Here is a 17704-nt window from a genome sequence, read left to right on the forward strand (position 1 = left end):
AAAAGAAAATTTAAAAAGTGGCAAATGGAAAATTTACTAGACAACCTAAACGACGCTCAACGTGAGGCCGCGCGGCACATAGACGGTCCTATGCTGATCCTAGCAGGTGCTGGAAGCGGTAAAACAAAGACGATAACCACGCGCCTTGCCTACCTCATAGGCGAGGTCGGCATCGATCCCGCAAACACGCTCACGCTCACCTTTACGAACAAAGCCGCAAACGAGATGCGAACGCGCGCTCTTGCCATGCTAAATCAATCCGGCAAAGCTTGCACGCCGCTACTTTGCACGTTTCATAAATTCGGGCTTTTGTTTTTGAAATTCCATATCGACAGGCTCGGTCGCAAAAACAACTTCATCATTATCGACACCGATGATAAAAAGCGCATCATAAAAAGCTTTGAGAGCCCGATCTCCACGGCAATACTTTCAAGCGAAATTTCAAACTACAAAAATTCTTTGCTAAGCGTCGAAGAGGTCTATAAAAACGCAAATTTCCTCACGAACGAAAAAGGCAAGGAAAATTTCTATCAAAAAGCCGCCGCGATATATGACAAATACGAAGAGTATCTACGGGCAAATAACCTGGTCGATTTTGACGATCTACTCGTGCTGACGTATAAAATTTTAGACGAGAACGAGGATCTGGCACGCGAAATTTCAAACAGATACCGATACATAATGGTAGATGAGTATCAAGACACCAACGACCTTCAGTATAAGCTGTTGCGAAAGCTTTGCCTCACACACGAAAACATCTGCGTCGTAGGCGATGACGATCAAAGCATCTACGGCTGGCGCGGTGCGAAGATAGAAAATATCCTAAATTTCAAAGATCAGTTCAAAAACACCAAGATCATACGCCTAGAGCAAAACTACCGCTCGACGACGCCAATATTAAAAGCTGCAAACGAACTCATCGATCATAACCGCAACCGCCTTGGCAAAAAGCTTCTTAGCGTAAAAGGCGAAGGCGAAGGCGTAAATTTACTAGAAAGCCTCGATGAGAGCGTAGAGGCCGGCAAGATAGCAAAAAGCATAAAAGAGCTCTTAGAAAAAGGCGCGCAAGCCAAAGATATCGCGATACTTTACCGCATAAACGCCCTCTCTCGCTCACTAGAAGACGGCCTGACAAAGGAGCGCATCCCTTACAAAATGGTCGGTGGAGTGAAATTCTACGAAAGAGCCGAAGTAAAAGACGTCATAAGCTACCTGCGCCTCATAATAAATCAAAACGATGACTTTTCGCTAAAACGCATAATCAACCGCCCAAAACGTGGCCTTGGCAAGGTCAGCCTCGATAAACTGGAAAAAATGGCCTACGAGGGCAAGACCTCGATGTTTGATGCGATATTAAATATCGACGACAAAGACGAGGCTTTTAGCAAAAAGATAAAAACGGCGCTCGTGGAATTCACGCAAATTTTAAAAGAGCTACAAGAGACGGACTCGCTTTACGAGCTCATCGATAAAATGGAGGCGAAATTCGGCATAAAAAAATATTACGAGAGCCTACCTGACGGCAACGAACGCGCAGCCAACATCGACGAATTTTATGCTATGTTAAAAGATCAGATCAAACAAAATCCAAACTTTGAGCTGGAGGAATTTCTAAACGAGCTGGCTCTTGTCAGCGAACAGGACAACATAAGCTCGGAGGCTATCAGCATAATGAGCGTGCACGCAAGCAAAGGGCTTGAGTTTGAGTATCTTTTCGTGATCGGGCTTGAGGAGGGATTTTTCCCACTCATAGGCGATGGTAGCGACATCGAGGAGGAGCGACGACTGGCATACGTGGCTATCACGCGCGCTAAAAAGCTGCTCACTCTAAGCTTTGCGAATTCGCGCTTTTATAAAGGCCAAAGGACGCGCCTGAACAAGAGTAGGTTTTTAAGCGAGAGCGGCACGACGCAAGGCTCGCTCGTCATCGAAGAGAGTAATGAATTTAAAAAGGGCGACCTGGTAAAACACAAAATTTTCGGTATCGGGCGCGTGACGGCCGTAAGCAAGGTCAAAAAAGAGTTCAAGCTCACTATAAATTTTGCAGGCAATGTGCGTGAGATAATGTCAAGCTTCGTGGAAAAAGCCGTATGAACGCGATCTTTGTCGCAAATAAACCGGCAGACCTTAGCTCAAATCAGTTTCTAAGCCGTCTCAAGCGAAAATACGGCGTCAAGAAAGCTGGCTTTTCAGGCACGCTCGATCCTTTTGCCAGCGGCTGTCTCATCGTGGCTTTTGGTAGCTACACGAAATTTTTTAGATTTTTAGACAAAATGCCTAAAATTTACGAAGCTACGATGTGGATAGGCGCGAGTAGCCCAAGCGGCGACAATGAAAACATCACGGATGTCAAAATTTTAAAGCCCTTTGCCGACGAGAGCCTGGAAATAGCGCGCAAAAGCCTACTTGGACGGCTAAAATACATCCCGCCAAAATTTAGCGCCAAAAACATAAACGGCACGCGCGCTTACAAGCTGGCTCGCACAGGAGAGGAATTTAGCCTAAAAGAGCAGGAGATGGAAGTGTTTGGCTGCGAAATTTTAAGCTACCGCCACCCCTTCCTCACCTTTCGCATCAGCCTAAGCGAGGGAGGATACGTGCGCTCTTATGCGCAGCTTTTTGGTAAAAGGCTCGGATATGACGTATGTCTAAGCGAGCTTAAACGAATAAGCGAGGGGAAATTTCGCTTTGAGAACGAGAAATTTCTGGATATCTGCGAAATTTTAAATTTGCCGCGCAATAAATATTTAGGCGATGTTGCCGATATAATGGACGGTAAGAGTCTGAAACCAAGCGACTTTACCACGCAAAAGGATGGGACTTATCTGCTTGAATACGATAAATTCCTAAGCATAATCGAGATTAAAAACGATACAATTAGCTATTGCTTAAATAAGGTTGAAAAATGTTAATACTAGCACGAAAAGAGAACGAGGAAATTTTACTCGGAAATGACATAAAGATCGTCGTAGTCGGCGTTTCAAAAAGTGGAGTGAAGCTTGGCATAGAAGCTCCTAAAAATATGATGATACTTCGCAGCGAGCTCGCTAGCGATATAAAAAAAGAGAACGCCGAGGCCAGCAAGATCGCATCAAGCGCGGACATCGAGGAACTCGCAAAGAAAATCGGCAAATGAAAAGCTATGCAAAGATAAATATCTTTTTAAAGATCGTCGGCGTGCGCGGCGATTATCACGAAATTTTATCGCGTTTCGTGCTTTTAGGCGAGCTCTTTGACGAGATAAATTTTGAAAAAGCGCCTAAATTTAGCCTCGAAAGTAACGTGAATATCGAAAACAACATCATTTTAAAGGCCAAAAATGAGCTTGCGCGTGCGGGATTTGCAAACGAGATAGACGAGTTTTTCAGCTCGCACAAGATCACGCTTCGTAAAAATATCCCAATGGGCGCAGGGCTAGGAGGCGGCAGCTCGAATGCAGCCAGCTTTTTAGTGATGGCGAACGAGAGCCTAAATTTAAAGCTCTCACGCGAGAGGCTTTGCGAAATAGGCGCGAAAATAGGCGCCGATGTGGCGTTTTTTATCCATGGCTTCAAGGCTGCGAACGTGAGCGGCATCGGCGAAAAGGTAGAAGAATTTGACGACGACGTGCCAAGTCTTGAAATTTTCACTCCGGATGTTTTTTGCTCGACTCCCGAGGTTTATAAGAAATTTAGAAGCGACTTCATGCAAAACATCAACGTCAAAATGGCGAATGAATTTAAGAATTTAAGCTCGCGCGAGCTTTTGGAAAATTTTAAAAACTACGAGCTAAACGACCTCTATGCGCCCTGCTTTGCGCTATATCCGCAGCTTAAAATTTACCGAGATAAATTCCTAAGTGGTAGCGGGAGCACGACATTTGAGGTGAAACGATGAAAGATCTGGCAAAAAATAAAAAAGCCCTGCATGATTTTAGCATCCTTGAGACCTTTGAGGCGGGCGTGGTGCTAAAAGGCAGCGAAGTCAAGGCTCTGCGTGCAGGACGGGCAAATTTAAAAGACAGCTTCGTGCGCATCATCAAGGGCGAAATTTTCTTACTAAATGCGCACATCAGCCATTTAGACACTACGAATTCGCACTTTCGTCCGGACGAGCGCGCCCCTAGAAAGCTTCTCATGCACCGTAAGCAGATCGACAAGCTCTTTGGCTCGGTCACCAAAGACGGGCTAACGATGGTCGCACTCGCACTTTATCTAAACGATAAAAACATCATCAAAGCCCGCGTGGCTCTAGCAAAGGGCAAAAACCTGCACGACAAACGTGAAACCCTCAAAAAGCGTGAAGCCGACCTGGAGGCGCGCGCAGCGATGAAAAAATTTATATAAAAGGAAAAAAATGAAAAATTTGATAGCTTTGATATTTGCGCTGTTTGTTTTTGCCGGCTGTGGCACAGAGGAGAAAAACCAAACGGCGAGCTTCAAAGAATTTTCACAAAACGAGGAGGTCGCACTAAAAGGCGTGAACGGTAAAACGATAACTTTAGTGCGTAAAAACGGCGCTTTTGTCATAAAAGGCGACGAGAGTAAAATTTTGATGATAGATATATTCGGGACATTTTGCCCGCCTTGTCAAAAAGAGGCGGCCGAGCTCACCAAATATCAACTGGAAAACAGCGATAAATTCACCATTATAGGCTTGACGCATTTTGAAAACGTTACGGATGATTACGTCTTGAAAGAATTCGTGCAAAAATATAACGCTTATTACTTCATAACCAACGATCAGTCCATAAACGACCGTCTAAGCGAGCAAATAGTGCGCGACATAGGCTACAAACACGAGATCGCTCTGCCCTTTAAAGTCGTGATAAAAGACGGCGAATATCAAATTCTCACCGACGTAGACAGTGGAGAATTTGGCGTCAAATACTATCTTGGTGGCATAAAAGTATCTAGGATGAAGCAAGATCTGCAAAGGATATACGGCTCAAACTAAAATTTAAGCCGTTTTGGAACGTATTTTGCTTAGAAATTTGAAATTTTAGAAAGGATCTAGCAATGTTTGTAGTGCAAACCTCAAAATCACGCCCCTTGGTAGAAGCTGCGATGGCGGCTCGCGAAATGCGCCAAAAGCTGATATCAGGCAATATCGCAAACATCGATACTCCTTTTTATAAAGCCCGAGATATAAATTTTGAAAGTGTTTTAAGGCAAAAAGCGGACGAAATTTATAACGCTAAAAGCTCAAAAAAGCTTGAGCTTGCAAAGACCGACGAAGCACATTTTGCGGCGGTCGATTTTCCTAGAAACGATAGCGCGCAGGTATTTTTACGCGACGGACATATGGCTAGGAACGACGCAAACACGGTCGATCTTGACGTAGAAACGACCGAGCTTAGCAAAAACAACATCATGCTAAGTGCGATCGACGGAGCATATAAGACTCAAGGCAATATCTTTAAAAGCGTCATCGACGCAAGCAGCAAAATTTAGGAGAGACGATGTCATACTTAAATGATTTTGACATAAGCGGATACGGACTTAGCGCACAACGCTTCAGGATGAACGTGATAAGCTCGAATATCGCAAACGCTCAAACTACCCGCACCGCCGAGGGTGGGCCGTATAGAAGGCAAGAGGTCGTCTTTAAGGCATTTGACTTTGATAAAATTTTGAACGAAGAGATGAAAAACTCGGGCGGCTTACTAGAATACGAAAACCCGCTTGACGATCCAAGCTCGCCCAAAAATGCGCATCCGTCGCTAATGAGCGTCGTAGTAGATAAAGTAGTGCGCGACGATAAGGATTTTATGCTAAAATACGATCCTAGCCACCCGGATGCGAATGCAAACGGATATGTCGCATTTCCAAATATAAATCCGGTCATCGAGATGGCCGATCTCGTCGAAGCGACCAGGGCTTATCAAGCAAACGTAGCCGCTTTCCAAAGCGCAAAAACGATAGCTCAAAGTGCTATCACACTTCTATCAGGACAATCATCATGATAAATAATATCGAAAAACTAAATGGCGTATCCGGCTCTCAAAATAGCAAAAAGATAGCTCCGGCAGCAGATGGCAGCGACTTTGCCAGCATGCTAAACGACTCGTTAAAAGAGCTCAATAAAGTCCAAGAAAATGCCGATAAAGCCATCGCCGATCTAGCTACCGGCGAGGTAAAAGACCTGCACCAAGCGGCTCTAGCCATCGGCAAAGCAGAGACTAGCATGAAGCTCATGCTTGAAATCCGCAACAAAGCGCTCAGCGCATATAAAGAAATTTCAAGAACCCAAATTTAAAGCTTTATGAATCCCAAAAAATCAAAAATAACCATACTTTTTTTATTTATCACATTTGGGATCATCATCTTTGTCGCGGTAGTATTTTACCGAGCGACGATCGAACGCAGACTGCCTAAACTCCAAACTAGCGAGATAAACACCGCACTTCGCGGCAATATCGTAACAAAAGACGGCTTTAGCGTATCCTCCAGCCAAAAGCTCTATAAAGTCATGCTAGACACCAGAAACATCGATCCTAACAAAAAAGAGATGTTTATCAAGCTTTATTCGCTTTACAGCGGCGACGATCCTGATAAAGTAAGAAAGATAATAAACGCCACCAAAGGGCTTGTCACGCTATCTTACAGTATCGATGCAAAGGGCGCTACATATCTTCAAGAGCTCTCAAGAAAGCTAAACAGAAAAAGCATCTTGATCTCCTATCAAGACCCAAAGACGGGACTGGCTTCCTTTCAAGGTATGCGCATAATGGAAAGTGGGCAAAACAGGCTTTTCATGTCAAAAAGTGCGCTGACACCAGTCATCGGATACGTCAACAAAACCGAGAGCGACGCGCTCACGAAAAGTAAAGGCGTAAAAGGGCTCGAAAAATACTACGAAGACTATCTAGCACCGATACAAAACGCCAAAATTTTAGGCCCTAGAGATATAGGCAACAACATAATCCTAACAAGCGACTCAAATCTGGCAAACAGAGTAGACGGCTACAACGCAGTGCTCTCCATACCGCTGAAATTTCAAACCAAGATCGAGCAGATATTAGACGATAGGCGAGAATTTTTAGATGCTAAGGAGCTCGTCATCTGCATAATGAACAGCAAAAACGGCGAAATTTTAGCCCTCGCCTCAAGCTCCAGATACGATCCCTCAAATATCAAAAAGCAAGACTACGGTGCGCTAAATTCTACCGCGACAGAATACGCATACGAGGCCGGCTCGGTATTCAAGCCCTTTGTCTTCGCCCTCTTGCTTCAAGAAAAAAAGGTAAATCCTTTTGAGCTAGTAAATACCTACAACGGCCGCTATCAGCTTGGCAAACGCATCATCAAAGACACTCACCCGGAGCCCTTTATGAGCGCGGAAGACGTCATCGTGCATAGCTCAAATATCGGCATGATACAGCTAGTAGAGCGATTAAACGGTCCGCAAATTTATCAAGGGCTTTTAAATTTCGGCTTTTCAAGAAAGAGTGGCATCGATATGCCATACGAGCAAGTAGGCATGATGCCCACGGTAAATAAGCTGAATTCCTCCACCTATAAAGCGACCGTGAGCTACGGATACGGCCTGCAAGCGACATTCATGCAGCTTTTAAAAGCCTATAACACCTTCAATAACAAAGGCGTCGAGGTCACGCCTCATATAGTCGAATTCCTGGAGAAAAACGGCAAACGCTTCGAGCTACCAAAGCCTGAACCCCAGCAAGTCATCAGCCAAGAAACGGCTAAAATCATGAAAAGGATACTCATCAAAACCGTAGAAAAAGGAACCGGTCTAAAAGCGATGACACCGGGTCTTGAAGTGGGCGGCAAAACGGGAACGGCGCACATAGCCTCCGGCAAAGGTGGATACAGCAACACTTATAACGGCTCGTTTTTTGGCTTTGCAAACGACACCAAAGGCAACAGCTACACCATCGGCGTACTAGCGCGCGATCCTAAAAAGCCGTATTATTACTTTGGTGCGCAAAGTGCGCTACCGACCTTTAAAAAAGCGATCGACCTGATGATAGAAGAGGGCTACCTCGTGCCGGATCAACAAGTCATTGCTGAATTTGAAGCAAAAAAAGAGAAGCAAAAAGACGAGAAAGCAAAGCCGCAAAAGCAAATTTTAGACTGAAAATTTGGACGCCATCAAACGACAACGCCCAAATCGCCTACAATAGCCCAAACTCCGAAAGGACGGAATTCAGATCAACAGACGAGCTTGAAGTACCGGCTAGCTTCTTTTGCCTCTCAAGCAAGGTCGAGCTCGTCATAGCGGCGTTTAGCTCCTTGCGATACTCACTTAACAGCTCGTCTACGACCTTTGCGAGCTCGACCCTTTGGCTATCCGTTTTGCTCGCGTCATTGAGCCCCAAAAGCTCGGTGAGCTCCTTTTTCTTTTGCTGGATCTTCTGCTCTATCTTGTCGGCGTTTAGCTGCGTGAGATATCCGTAGGCTCCAAGCTCGGTGAGTTTGCGCTTGAATTCCTCGACGCTGCCTGAAATTTTAGACTCGCTAGCTACTTTTTTTAGCGAAAGGTTCAAAATTTCATCAAAACTATTGCTTTTGTTTTTGCCGTTAGTCTTACCGCGTTGAAGCAGATAATCAACAATATCGTTGTTCTCGACTCTCATGTATCTCCTTTAAGATGAGATACTTTACGCAAGCAAATTTTATTCCACTGCGTATCGCAAGATGAAATTTACAAATTCATCGCTAAAGTTAGGGCACTCCACGACATCGTAAAAGCTAAAGCCAAGCTCATCGGCCACGCGCTTATATTCTATGACAAGCTCGAAGATCGTCTCCGAGTTGTCGATGCAAAATGAAATCGGATAGATGAGCGCTTTTTTGCTCTCACAAGCCTTCAAAGCCTCGTTTAGTGACGGCTCCAGCCACTTGACCGGCCCTAGTCTGGACTGATAGGCTAGCTTGATCTCTTTAAATTTTAAGCCCTCATCGCTTAGCATTTTTGAGAGGATTTTTACATGCTCTTTGACGTGAACCTCGTATATATCGCCGCTATCGATAATCTTTTGAGGCAAAGAGTGGGCCGAAAATATCAAACTCATATCGCTGATATCAACGCCTGAAATTTTATCTTTTATGCTTTTTATGATGAGCTCGTTGTAGCTTTGCTCATCATAAAATGGCTTTAGCACGCGTATCTCGCCCTTAAAATTTAGCTTTTTACAGGCTTTTTCAAGGTCATTTAGGCTAGAGACCACCGTAGTCACCGAGTGATGCGGATACAGCGGCAAAACGATCACTTCGTCAAAATTTTGATATTTTGCGAGCACATCTTTTGTAAATGGCGGCGTGTAGTTCATCGCAAAATCTACCGCGTATTCGTCTTGAAGGCTTGAAATTTTATCGCAAAGCGCTTGAGTGAGCTCGCAGATCGGCGACTTACCACCTATTTTGGCATAGTTTTGTTGCGCGGTCTTGAGTCGTCCTTTGGTTATCATCATCGCTACGAATTTTCGCAAAATTTTGTTTTTTATCCCCAGGATACAGGGGTCGTTGAACATATTTTTTAAAAAGATCTCGATCTCTTCGGGCTTGCTAGGGCCGCCCATATTTAGGAGCAATATAAGTTTTTTCATGCAAAAAGCTCTTTGATCTTTATAGCGTCATCCACGCTTGAGAGCTCGTCGCTATCGCCGCTTTGACAAAGATCGTAAAAGGCGTCGTATTGCGCTCTTAGCTCGTTCATCTGCGCGTCTATCTTTAAATTTATCTGCCCGTCCTCGGTGAGTTGATGAAGCCTGTAATGTATAAGATCGCCGAAATACACGCCGCTTTTTGCATTCACTTCGATGCCAAAGCGCTCGAACGATCCGCAAAAAGAGTCGGTGATACTTACTAAAATTTGATTTTTGCTTTTAAAATTTATGATGGCGTTGTCGGAGGATCTGGTGTTGGTTTTATTTGTCTGCATGCAGGAAAATTCGCAAATTTCACTCTCCAGCAGGGTCTTTGCCAGATCGATGTCGCACAAAGAGAGCTCATTTATGATGTTTCCCTCGTGCGAGGGCTTAAAATGAGCGATATTTACGCTATATACTTCCTCTTCTCTAGCAAGCGCTCTTTTCAGCGATACGACCGTGGGGTTAAACCTCTCATCGACTCCCGTGCAAACTCGCGCTTTATTCACGCCAGCAGCGTATTTTATCTCTTTAAGCTCACTAGCGTTTTTAAAGATCGGGCGAGAGATCAGGATGTTTTGACAGTATTTCACGCTCTGACAAAACGCATCCATCGTCTCTTGATGCGGCAGACAAAGCACGATGGCTTGGGGCTTGGCTACTTCTATGAAGCGCTTGAAATCGGTAAAAAATTCAGCCCTGCAAAAGGTATCGGTATTTTGTCTGTCAAAGACGCCGCAAACTTCGAATTTATCAGAACGCCTAAGCTCTGCATAGTGCCTTTTGCCAACATCCGAATAGCCAACGATACCGATCTTTAGCTTCATTTGCGCCCTTTAAAATTTTAGAAATTTTTAATAATTATATGGCTCTATTCTGACAAAGTATTGATTTTTAACTCTCAATAGCGAAGTCAAACCTTGTGAAGCGACGCTATCGCCGCCGATTTACAGGGAAGCGGTAGCTGACCGCGTAAATCGTGCTATACGTTCGGCGCTTTGCGAAGCGAGCAAGGTTTGCGAAGTAGGTATCAATACTTTAATATAACAGAACCAATTATATTTACATCTCACTTTTAAACAGATAAATTTAAAGAGCGCCCAAACCTGGTGAAATTTTAGATTTTTTATAAATTTCAAAACGATTTTTAGGTAAAATCAAACGAAATTTTAAAATTTATAGGAAAAAATATGCAAAATTTAGACGTAAGAGAAGCTTATCTGAATTTTTTTAAATCAAAAGGACATGAGATCATCCCCTCCGCGCCGCTCGTGCCAAACGACGCGACGCTACTTTTCACAAACGCCGGCATGGTGCCGTTTAAGAGCATTTTCACAGGCGAAGTACCGCGCCCTACCCCACCGATCCGCACCAGCTGTCAGACCTGCATACGCGCCGGCGGCAAGCACAACGACCTTGACAACGTCGGCTACACTGCGCGCCACCACACGTTTTTTGAAATGCTGGGCAATTTTAGCTTCGGCGAATACTTCAAAAAAGACGCGATCGCCTACGCGTGGGAATTTGTAACGCAAGTATTAAAACTGCCAGTTGATCGCCTTTACGTGACCGTTCATGAAAGCGATGACGAAGCATTCGAGCTTTGGGCGCGGCACATCGCAAGAGACAGAATTTACCGCTTTGGCGACCACGATAACTTCTGGCAAATGGGCGACACTGGGCCTTGCGGACCATGTAGTGAAATATTTTACGATCAAGGCGGCGAGCATTTTAATACGCCCGAGGACTACATGGGCGGAGACGGCGATCGTTTCCTTGAAATTTGGAATTTAGTCTTTATGCAATACGAACGCTCGGCGGACGGCAAACTAAGCCCGCTACCAAAGCCAAGCATCGACACGGGCATGGGCCTAGAGCGCGTCACGGCGATAATGGAGGGCAAATTTAGCAACTACGACAGCTCGCTTTTCATGCCGCTCATCGACGAGGTCGCGAAGCTTTGCGGCAAGCCTTACAGCTACGATAGCGGGGCTAGCTACCGCGTCATCAGCGATCACATCCGCTCGGTCACGTTCCTGCTCGCTCAAGGCACAACGTTTGATAAAGAAGGCCGCGGATACGTGCTTCGCCGCATCTTGCGCCGTGCGATCCGCCATGGCTATCTACTAGGTATCAAGGAGCCCTTTATGTATAAGCTCGTGGATAAGGTCTGCGAGATGATGGGCGGACACTACACCTATCTAAACGAGAAAAAGGCGGCGGTCAAGGAACAAGTGCGCCTGGAAGAGGAGAGATTTCTAGCGACGATCGCCTCAGGGCTTGAGCTATTTAACGAGGAGCTAGCCAAAACCAAAGAAATTTTTAGCGGCGAAACGGCGTTTAAGCTTTACGACACCTACGGCTTTCCGCTCGATCTCACCGCCGATATGCTGCGCGAAAAGGGACTAAAAGTCGATGAAGCTAAATTTGACGAGCTCATGAGCGAGCAAAAAGCGCGAGCGAAAGCTGCATGGAAAGGCAGCGGTGACAAGAGCTCAAAGGGCGATTTTAAACAGCTTCTTGAAGAGTTTGGCGAAAATAAATTTAGCGGCTACGACGAGCTAGAAAGACAAAGCAAAATTTTAGCCCTGCTTGATAATGATTTTAAACGAGTGCAAAATTTACGCGCAGGCGAGAGCGGCTGGGTGATGTTTGACGTGACGCCGTTTTACGCGCAAAGTGGCGGTCAGACGGGCGATACGGGCGAGATCACGGGCGTAGGTAAAGTGCTGGATACGCAAAAATTTCACGGGCTAAATTTATCCCAAGTCGAGGTAGGCAAGCAGATAAAAACGGGCGATGTGCTAAATTTAAAGGTCAGCGACGCAAGGGCTGAGATAGCGCGCCACCACTCGGCAACGCATTTGCTGCACGCTGCGCTGCGTAAAATTTTAGGCACGCATGTGGCGCAAGCTGGCTCGAACGTCGAAGCAGACAGGCTTAGATTTGACTTCTCGCATCCAAAGGCGCTAACGAGCGAGGAGCTAGAAATGATAGAAAAATTTGTAAATGACGCCGTGGCAAGCAGCGCGGCGGCAAAGACTGAAATAATGGATATCGAAGCTGCCAAAAATAGCGGTGCGATCGCGCTTTTTGGCGAGAAATACGCCGAAAATGTGCGCGTGCTAAGCCTTGGCAATGTGAGCAAAGAGCTTTGCGGCGGAACGCACGTAAAAAACGTGAGCGAGATAGGAGCGTTTTTCATCACCAAAGAAAGTGGCGTGAGTGCGGGCGTGCGCCGTATCGAGGCGGTCTGTTCGCGTGCTGCGCTAAATTTGGCTCGCGGTTTTAGAAGCGAGCTGGCCGAGATTTCAAACGAGCTAAAAACAAACGAGCCGATGGTCGCCATTAAAAAGCTAAAAGGCGAGGTGCGCGAGCTAAAAGATAAGCTCAAAAACATCGGCGACTCCCATGCCATCGCATTTACGAGCATAAATGATACGAAAATGGGCGTTGCCGTCGTCAAAAGCGGCGACATCAAAACGATGATAGATAATTACAAAAACGAATTTGCCAGCCTTGCTATTTTGCTATTACAGGTAAATGACGACAAGATCGCGATCGCTGCGGGCGTGAAAAACGCTCCGATAAAAGCCGGCGAGTGGGTCAAAATGGCGGCTAAAATTTTAGACGGAAACGGCGGCGGACGCGATGACTTCGCCACGGCAGGTGGTAAAAACGTGCCGATGATAGAGACCGCCGTCAAAGAAGCGTTTGAATTTGCGAAAGAGAAGCTACTAAATGCCTGAATACAACATCGCCTTTGCGCGCCTTGATCAGCTGATGCCGTTCTTTCATGTGTCGATGGTCACGCTTTTTATCGGGCTTCAAGCCGGCCTTTGGCTGGTGGCGACTTATTTTATGAAAAGCAAGCTTAAGGACGCATTGAAATATCCGCTGCTGATGCACATTTTAAGACGTTTTGGTATCTGCATCGTGATCCTTTTAGTCATCATCGCGCTCACAAGCATGACGGTCGGTCACAGCGGAGGACTAATGAAGTCGGCAAATCCGATGGCAAAGGCGATACTGGCGACGAAATGGGCGCTAGAGATATTTTTAGCGCTAAATTTAGGCTACATGTTTTATCATTACAAAAAGGCGTTCAAAGCCTTCAAGGCACACGAGATACTCGAAATGCAAGAGAGCCTGGTCGTCGTGATATATTATTTCATCCCGCTAAACCTCGTCGTCTCTTTCATCGCCGTTTATCTTGGCATCGCATATAAGGAATTTTGATGATAATCTTAGCCTCGAGCTCCCCAACACGCGCTAAAATTTTGACCGAAAATGGGATAAATTTCGAGCAAATTTCGTTTGAATTCGACGAAAGCAAAATTTCAAAAGATCGTGCGCCGCATATCTACGTCCAAATGGTGGTAAAAGCCAAAAAAGAGCAGTTTTTCAAAACCTATCTACACGCTAAAAATGTGCTGTTTGCCGACAGCTGCGTCGCTTGCGAGGGTAAAATTTTAGGCAAAGCGGCAGATGAAAACGAAGCCTCGGATATGCTCTGGCTTCAAAGCGGCAAAGTTTGCAGCGTCTTTAGCGCGATGATATTTACGGGTGAAAATTTTGAGCTACTAAACGTCAGCGAAACGGCATATGAATTTGATAAATTCAGCCGAGATGACGTGCAGAGCTATCTAGAAAGCGGCGAGTGGCGGGGTAAAGCGGGGGCGATGACGATCGAAAATTTTAATAAAAAATATATCATTAGCCAACAGGGCGAAACTAGTACTGCGATGGGGCTCAATGTGAAAATTTTAAAGGCATTTTTATGAAATATATCTTGGCTTTTTGTTTTGCCGTGGCTATCGCTTTTTGCGGTGCTTTTTTATATTTTTACGCGCAGGTGAGGTTCGAGGCTTACAGCATAATCGACTACAAACCGAAGCTAACGACGCAAATTTTTGACAGAAACAACGAATTGATCGCAAATATATTTGAAGAAAACAGAATTTATGTAAGATATAACGACATCCCCGCGCGAGTCATCGAGGCGCTAGTAGCGATCGAGGATACGAGCTATTTTGAGCATGGCGGAGCGAACTACGAAGCCATAGCAAGAGCCGTCGTAAAAGACATCAAGGCCCAAAAGCTGGTAGAGGGCGCATCTACTTTGACGCAGCAGCTGGTCAAAAATTTAGTCCTTACTCGCGAGAAGAAATTTACAAGAAAGATCAAAGAGATAGTCCTCGCTATCAAGCTTGAAAACGAGCTTTCTAAAGAAGATATCATAGAAAGATACCTAAATCACGTCTATTTCGGACATGGCTACTACGGTATAAAGACGGCTGCCGAGGGATATTTCAGAAAAGAGCTGAACGAGCTTAGCATAAAAGAGATCGCCATTTTAGTCGGCCTGCCAAAAGCACCTAGCACATACGATCCTACAAAACACCTTGACCTCTCGCTAAGCCGCGCGAACCGCGTGCTCGAGCGTATGTATAACATCGGCTGGATAAACGAGGACGAATACCGAAAAGGCGTGCTGGAAGAGCCTGCGGTGTTTGACGATACGCTCACTAGAAACAAAGCCCCTTACGTAGTCGACGAGATCATCAAAGAGGCCTCTAAAAAATTTGACGACATAAAAACTGGCGGATACCGCATACAAAGCACCATCGATCTTGGCGTGCAAAAAATGGCGCAAGACGCGCTAGTATATGGATACAATGAAATTTTAAAGCGCGACAAAAAGGCAAACCCTGAAATGCTAAACGGCGCCATCGTCGTGACCCAGCCTCAAAGCGGGCATATTTTAGCACTCATCGGCGGGATAGACTACGCAAAAAGCAGCTACAACCGCGCAACTCAAAGCCAGCGCCAGCCAGGATCGAGCTTCAAGCCTTTCATATATCAAATAGCCCTTAACAGCGGCTACTCGGTCGTCTCTCAAGTAGCCGACGTCGCACGCACTTTTGATATGGGAAATGGCAAGGAGTGGACGCCTAAGAACTATAGTGGAGGCTTTCAGGGCTACATCACGATCAAGTCCGCCATCACTCAGTCGCGCAACCTGGCAACCATAAATTTACTAAACGACCTTGGCCTCAGCTCGGTTCGTAAGAAGCTGGTCGAAATGGGCTTTGAAAATATCCCTGAAAATTTATCCATCGCACTTGGAAGCTTTGGGATCTCGCCGCTTGAGTTTGCGAAATTTTACTCGATGTTCCCAAATGAAGGCGAGATAGTCGAGCCTACTTTGATAAAACACATCGAAAACAGCTTTGGAGCGGCGATGGACTACGAAGGGCAAAAAAAGCAAGTGCTTAAGCCCGAGCAGGCATTTTTGATGACTACTCTGCTTCAAAACGTCGTAAATAACGGCACCGGACGAAACGCAAAGATACAAGGCATACAAATAGCAGGCAAAACCGGTACCACAAATAACAACATAGACGCGTGGTTTTGCGGATACACTCCGGACATCGAGGCCATCATCTGGTACGGGAACGACGATAACTCACCGATGAAAAAGATCGAGGGCGGCGGCAGGACGGCGGCGCCGGTATTTAAGAAATTTATGGAAGAGTATATAAAGCAATATCCGACGCTCAGACGGGTATTTGAGCAACCCGAGGGCGTTTATAAGGGCTACTACGATGGTGGCGACGAGTTTTACACCAACGACTCGCCTTTGCCTCAGATGACACCTCTAAACGAGATCATTCAAGATCAGGAGAACGAAGGTTTGATTTTCTAAAGGACAAAAATGAAATTTTTCAGAATTTTACTGGCTCTAGCATGTGGTATAAATTTCACACTTGCTAGCGTAGATATCAATAAGGCTGATAAAAAAGAGCTCATCGAGCTAGGCTTTAACAAAAGCCAAGCCATGAACATCATAAAGTATAGAAAGGCGCACCCTTTTAAAAGCACGGACGAGCTAACAAAAGTAAAGGGTGTAAATTTTTCGCAAGTTCAGAAGATAAAAGATAAAATTTCCGTAACGAAAGCCAGAAAGCCAGCAAAACCAAAAGCTAAAAAATAGAACGAATTTAAGCTATTTGATAAGACGCTAGCGCCATTATGAATGCTTTTGCTTTAAACCACCGTAGGCAAAATTTCGATAGCCGTGTCAAATTTGACTTCATTAAGGCTCTACTTAGTTAGCAAGACAACTGATATCTAAAAGGGGCGCGCAAACCTACTCGCTCCACAAAACACTGTTCTTGAGCCTGAGAAGGTAGGAGGATGTGAAAGTTTGCAGCACGATTTTTTGCTTCATAAATTTTGACTTGGCTAGAGTATCATAAAATTTGGCTCTGTTCTAACAAAGTATCGTTTTAGCCTTCAAGAGTAGGAGAATGCGAGCAGCATCCCTGTAAAAACCTTGTGAAGCGACGCTATCGCCGCTGATTTTTACTTTCGTGCTATGCACTGTAACGTTCTGCTTGCAGTTGCGAGTGCAACGAAGCGTCTTGAAAAGGGAAGATACGAGCAGTATCTGAGTAGCAACGCGAAGCAGAAAAAATCGTGCTAAGGCTTAGCTTCGCTCGCTACTCTCGCAAGCTCAAAAACGGCTACTCGCTCCCGCACAAACGCTGTTCGCGTCTGTGCTAGGTCGCTCCTGGAGCGAACAGGGTTTGCGAAGCAAGTGTCAATGATCCATTATAACAGAGCCTAAAATTTTAGCATTCAACGCTTTTCTGAAATAGAGCCAAATTTTATATAGACCTTTAGCTCACGATATCAACTTTATTGAATTTATTTTATTTTTGCAATACTTTAAACACACGGCTCACATCGTCATTTTTACTAAGACTAAGACGGACGATACTATCCTGAAGTGCGAGCAAAGAGTGCGGGACATTGGCCTTTAGACTGACCATATCAAGAGCATTTAAAGTGGCACTATCCTCTTTTACACTAAATTCTATCTTACCACTAAGAACTTGGACCATTATCTCTCCTGGGGCTTGATGCTCTTTCATCTCAGAGCCTTTTTGCAAATTTATGCGTATCTCTTTCATGCCACCCATCTCATGAAGCTTGGTCACGGTGACGCCATTGAATATATCATTTTTCCATACTATTTTTTCCATTTTTTATCCTTTGATTTAAATTTATCAAGGATTATAGTATTATTTTAGAGTGATATCGTTG

Annotated in this window: 19 protein-coding genes; 15 read left to right on the forward strand and 4 right to left on the reverse strand. The window is 45.1% G+C overall.

What is annotated here, in order from left to right:
* The first annotated feature begins 24 nt into the window (after positions 1-24).
* The 10 genes from HMPREF1139_RS10280 to HMPREF1139_RS10325 all read left to right on the forward strand — a co-directional run bounded on the left by HMPREF1139_RS10280 (position 25) and on the right by HMPREF1139_RS10325 (position 8079).
* Positions 25-2094, forward strand: coding sequence for a UvrD-helicase domain-containing protein (locus tag HMPREF1139_RS10280; protein WP_009651202.1), 2070 nt, complete (start codon positions 25-27; stop codon positions 2092-2094).
* Positions 2091-2912 carry a tRNA pseudouridine(55) synthase TruB gene (gene truB, locus HMPREF1139_RS10285; protein WP_009651483.1) on the forward strand — a complete coding sequence of 274 codons (822 nt, stop codon included), beginning with the start codon at positions 2091-2093 and terminating at the stop codon, positions 2910-2912. Before HMPREF1139_RS10280 ends, truB begins: the two co-directional genes overlap by 4 nt.
* Entirely contained in the window at positions 2906-3136 is a 231-nt protein-coding gene (csrA, locus tag HMPREF1139_RS10290; protein ID WP_009651427.1) for a carbon storage regulator CsrA, read from the forward strand. Before truB ends, csrA begins: the two co-directional genes overlap by 7 nt.
* Entirely contained in the window at positions 3133-3876 is a 744-nt protein-coding gene (locus tag HMPREF1139_RS10295; RefSeq protein WP_009651286.1) for a 4-(cytidine 5'-diphospho)-2-C-methyl-D-erythritol kinase, read from the forward strand. Before csrA ends, HMPREF1139_RS10295 begins: the two co-directional genes overlap by 4 nt.
* The gene (gene smpB, locus HMPREF1139_RS10300; protein WP_009651164.1) at positions 3873-4325 is read left to right on the forward strand and encodes an SsrA-binding protein SmpB; all 453 of its coding nucleotides are present in this window, start codon (positions 3873-3875) and stop codon (positions 4323-4325) included. The genes HMPREF1139_RS10295 and smpB overlap by 4 nt, the downstream gene beginning before the upstream one ends.
* 10 nt (positions 4326-4335) lie before the next feature.
* A complete protein-coding gene (locus HMPREF1139_RS10305) occupies positions 4336-4935 on the forward strand; it encodes a TlpA disulfide reductase family protein (RefSeq protein WP_009651274.1) in 600 nt (199 codons plus the stop codon).
* Between the two features lie 62 nt (positions 4936-4997).
* Positions 4998-5432 carry a flagellar basal body rod protein FlgB gene (gene flgB / locus HMPREF1139_RS10310; protein WP_009651188.1) on the forward strand — a complete coding sequence of 145 codons (435 nt, stop codon included), beginning with the start codon at positions 4998-5000 and terminating at the stop codon, positions 5430-5432.
* 8 nt (positions 5433-5440) lie between these two features.
* Entirely contained in the window at positions 5441-5944 is a 504-nt protein-coding gene (flgC, locus tag HMPREF1139_RS10315) for a flagellar basal body rod protein FlgC (protein ID WP_009651288.1), read from the forward strand.
* A complete protein-coding gene (fliE, locus tag HMPREF1139_RS10320) occupies positions 5941-6237 on the forward strand; it encodes a flagellar hook-basal body complex protein FliE (RefSeq protein WP_009651390.1) in 297 nt (98 codons plus the stop codon). The genes flgC and fliE overlap by 4 nt, the downstream gene beginning before the upstream one ends.
* A gap of 6 nt (positions 6238-6243) precedes the next feature.
* Positions 6244-8079, forward strand: coding sequence for a peptidoglycan D,D-transpeptidase FtsI family protein (locus tag HMPREF1139_RS10325; RefSeq protein WP_009651482.1), 1836 nt, complete (start codon positions 6244-6246; stop codon positions 8077-8079).
* Between the two features lie 37 nt (positions 8080-8116).
* On the opposite strand, the gene HMPREF1139_RS10330 is transcribed toward HMPREF1139_RS10325, so the two are convergent.
* From HMPREF1139_RS10330 to HMPREF1139_RS10340, 3 genes are read right to left on the reverse strand one after another with little or no spacing between them, the layout of a single operon-like run.
* Positions 8117-8578: a hypothetical protein gene (locus HMPREF1139_RS10330; protein WP_009651192.1), complete on the reverse strand. Its 462-nt coding sequence runs from the start codon at positions 8576-8578 to the stop codon at positions 8117-8119.
* A 39-nt stretch (positions 8579-8617) separates the two neighbouring features.
* On the reverse strand, positions 8618-9550 hold the full coding sequence (gene hemH / locus HMPREF1139_RS10335) for a ferrochelatase (protein ID WP_009651309.1): 933 nt from the start codon (positions 9548-9550) through the stop codon (positions 8618-8620).
* Positions 9547-10419, reverse strand: a complete 873-nt coding sequence (locus HMPREF1139_RS10340; RefSeq protein ID WP_009651243.1) for a Gfo/Idh/MocA family protein — start codon at positions 10417-10419, stop codon at positions 9547-9549. Before HMPREF1139_RS10340 ends, hemH begins: the two co-directional genes overlap by 4 nt.
* A gap of 363 nt (positions 10420-10782) precedes the next feature.
* Between HMPREF1139_RS10340 and alaS the strand changes: the two genes are divergently transcribed.
* The 5 genes from alaS to HMPREF1139_RS10365 are packed head-to-tail and all read left to right on the forward strand — an operon-like array spanning position 10783 to position 16589.
* Complete coding sequence (alaS, locus tag HMPREF1139_RS10345; RefSeq protein ID WP_009651122.1) at positions 10783-13341, forward strand: alanine--tRNA ligase; 2559 nt, start codon at positions 10783-10785, stop codon at positions 13339-13341.
* The gene (locus tag HMPREF1139_RS10350) at positions 13334-13831 is read left to right on the forward strand and encodes a hypothetical protein (RefSeq protein WP_009651430.1); all 498 of its coding nucleotides are present in this window, start codon (positions 13334-13336) and stop codon (positions 13829-13831) included. The genes alaS and HMPREF1139_RS10350 overlap by 8 nt, the downstream gene beginning before the upstream one ends.
* Positions 13831-14376 (forward strand): septum formation inhibitor Maf, encoded by a 546-nt coding sequence (gene maf, locus HMPREF1139_RS10355; protein WP_009651486.1) that lies wholly within the window; start codon positions 13831-13833, stop codon positions 14374-14376. Before HMPREF1139_RS10350 ends, maf begins: the two co-directional genes overlap by 1 nt.
* Positions 14373-16301 (forward strand): transglycosylase domain-containing protein, encoded by a 1929-nt coding sequence (locus tag HMPREF1139_RS10360; RefSeq protein WP_009651413.1) that lies wholly within the window; start codon positions 14373-14375, stop codon positions 16299-16301. The genes maf and HMPREF1139_RS10360 overlap by 4 nt, the downstream gene beginning before the upstream one ends.
* A 9-nt stretch (positions 16302-16310) precedes the next feature.
* Positions 16311-16589, forward strand: coding sequence for a ComEA family DNA-binding protein (locus HMPREF1139_RS10365; RefSeq protein ID WP_009651127.1), 279 nt, complete (start codon positions 16311-16313; stop codon positions 16587-16589).
* A 721-nt stretch (positions 16590-17310) separates the two neighbouring features.
* Here HMPREF1139_RS10365 and HMPREF1139_RS10370 read toward each other — a convergent pair.
* Positions 17311-17643: a cupin domain-containing protein gene (locus HMPREF1139_RS10370; RefSeq protein ID WP_009651389.1), complete on the reverse strand. Its 333-nt coding sequence runs from the start codon at positions 17641-17643 to the stop codon at positions 17311-17313.
* Between the last annotated feature and the right edge of the window lie 61 nt (positions 17644-17704).

This window comes from Campylobacter sp. FOBRC14, assembly GCF_000287855.1.
GTDB lineage: Bacteria > Campylobacterota > Campylobacteria > Campylobacterales > Campylobacteraceae > Campylobacter_A > Campylobacter_A curvus.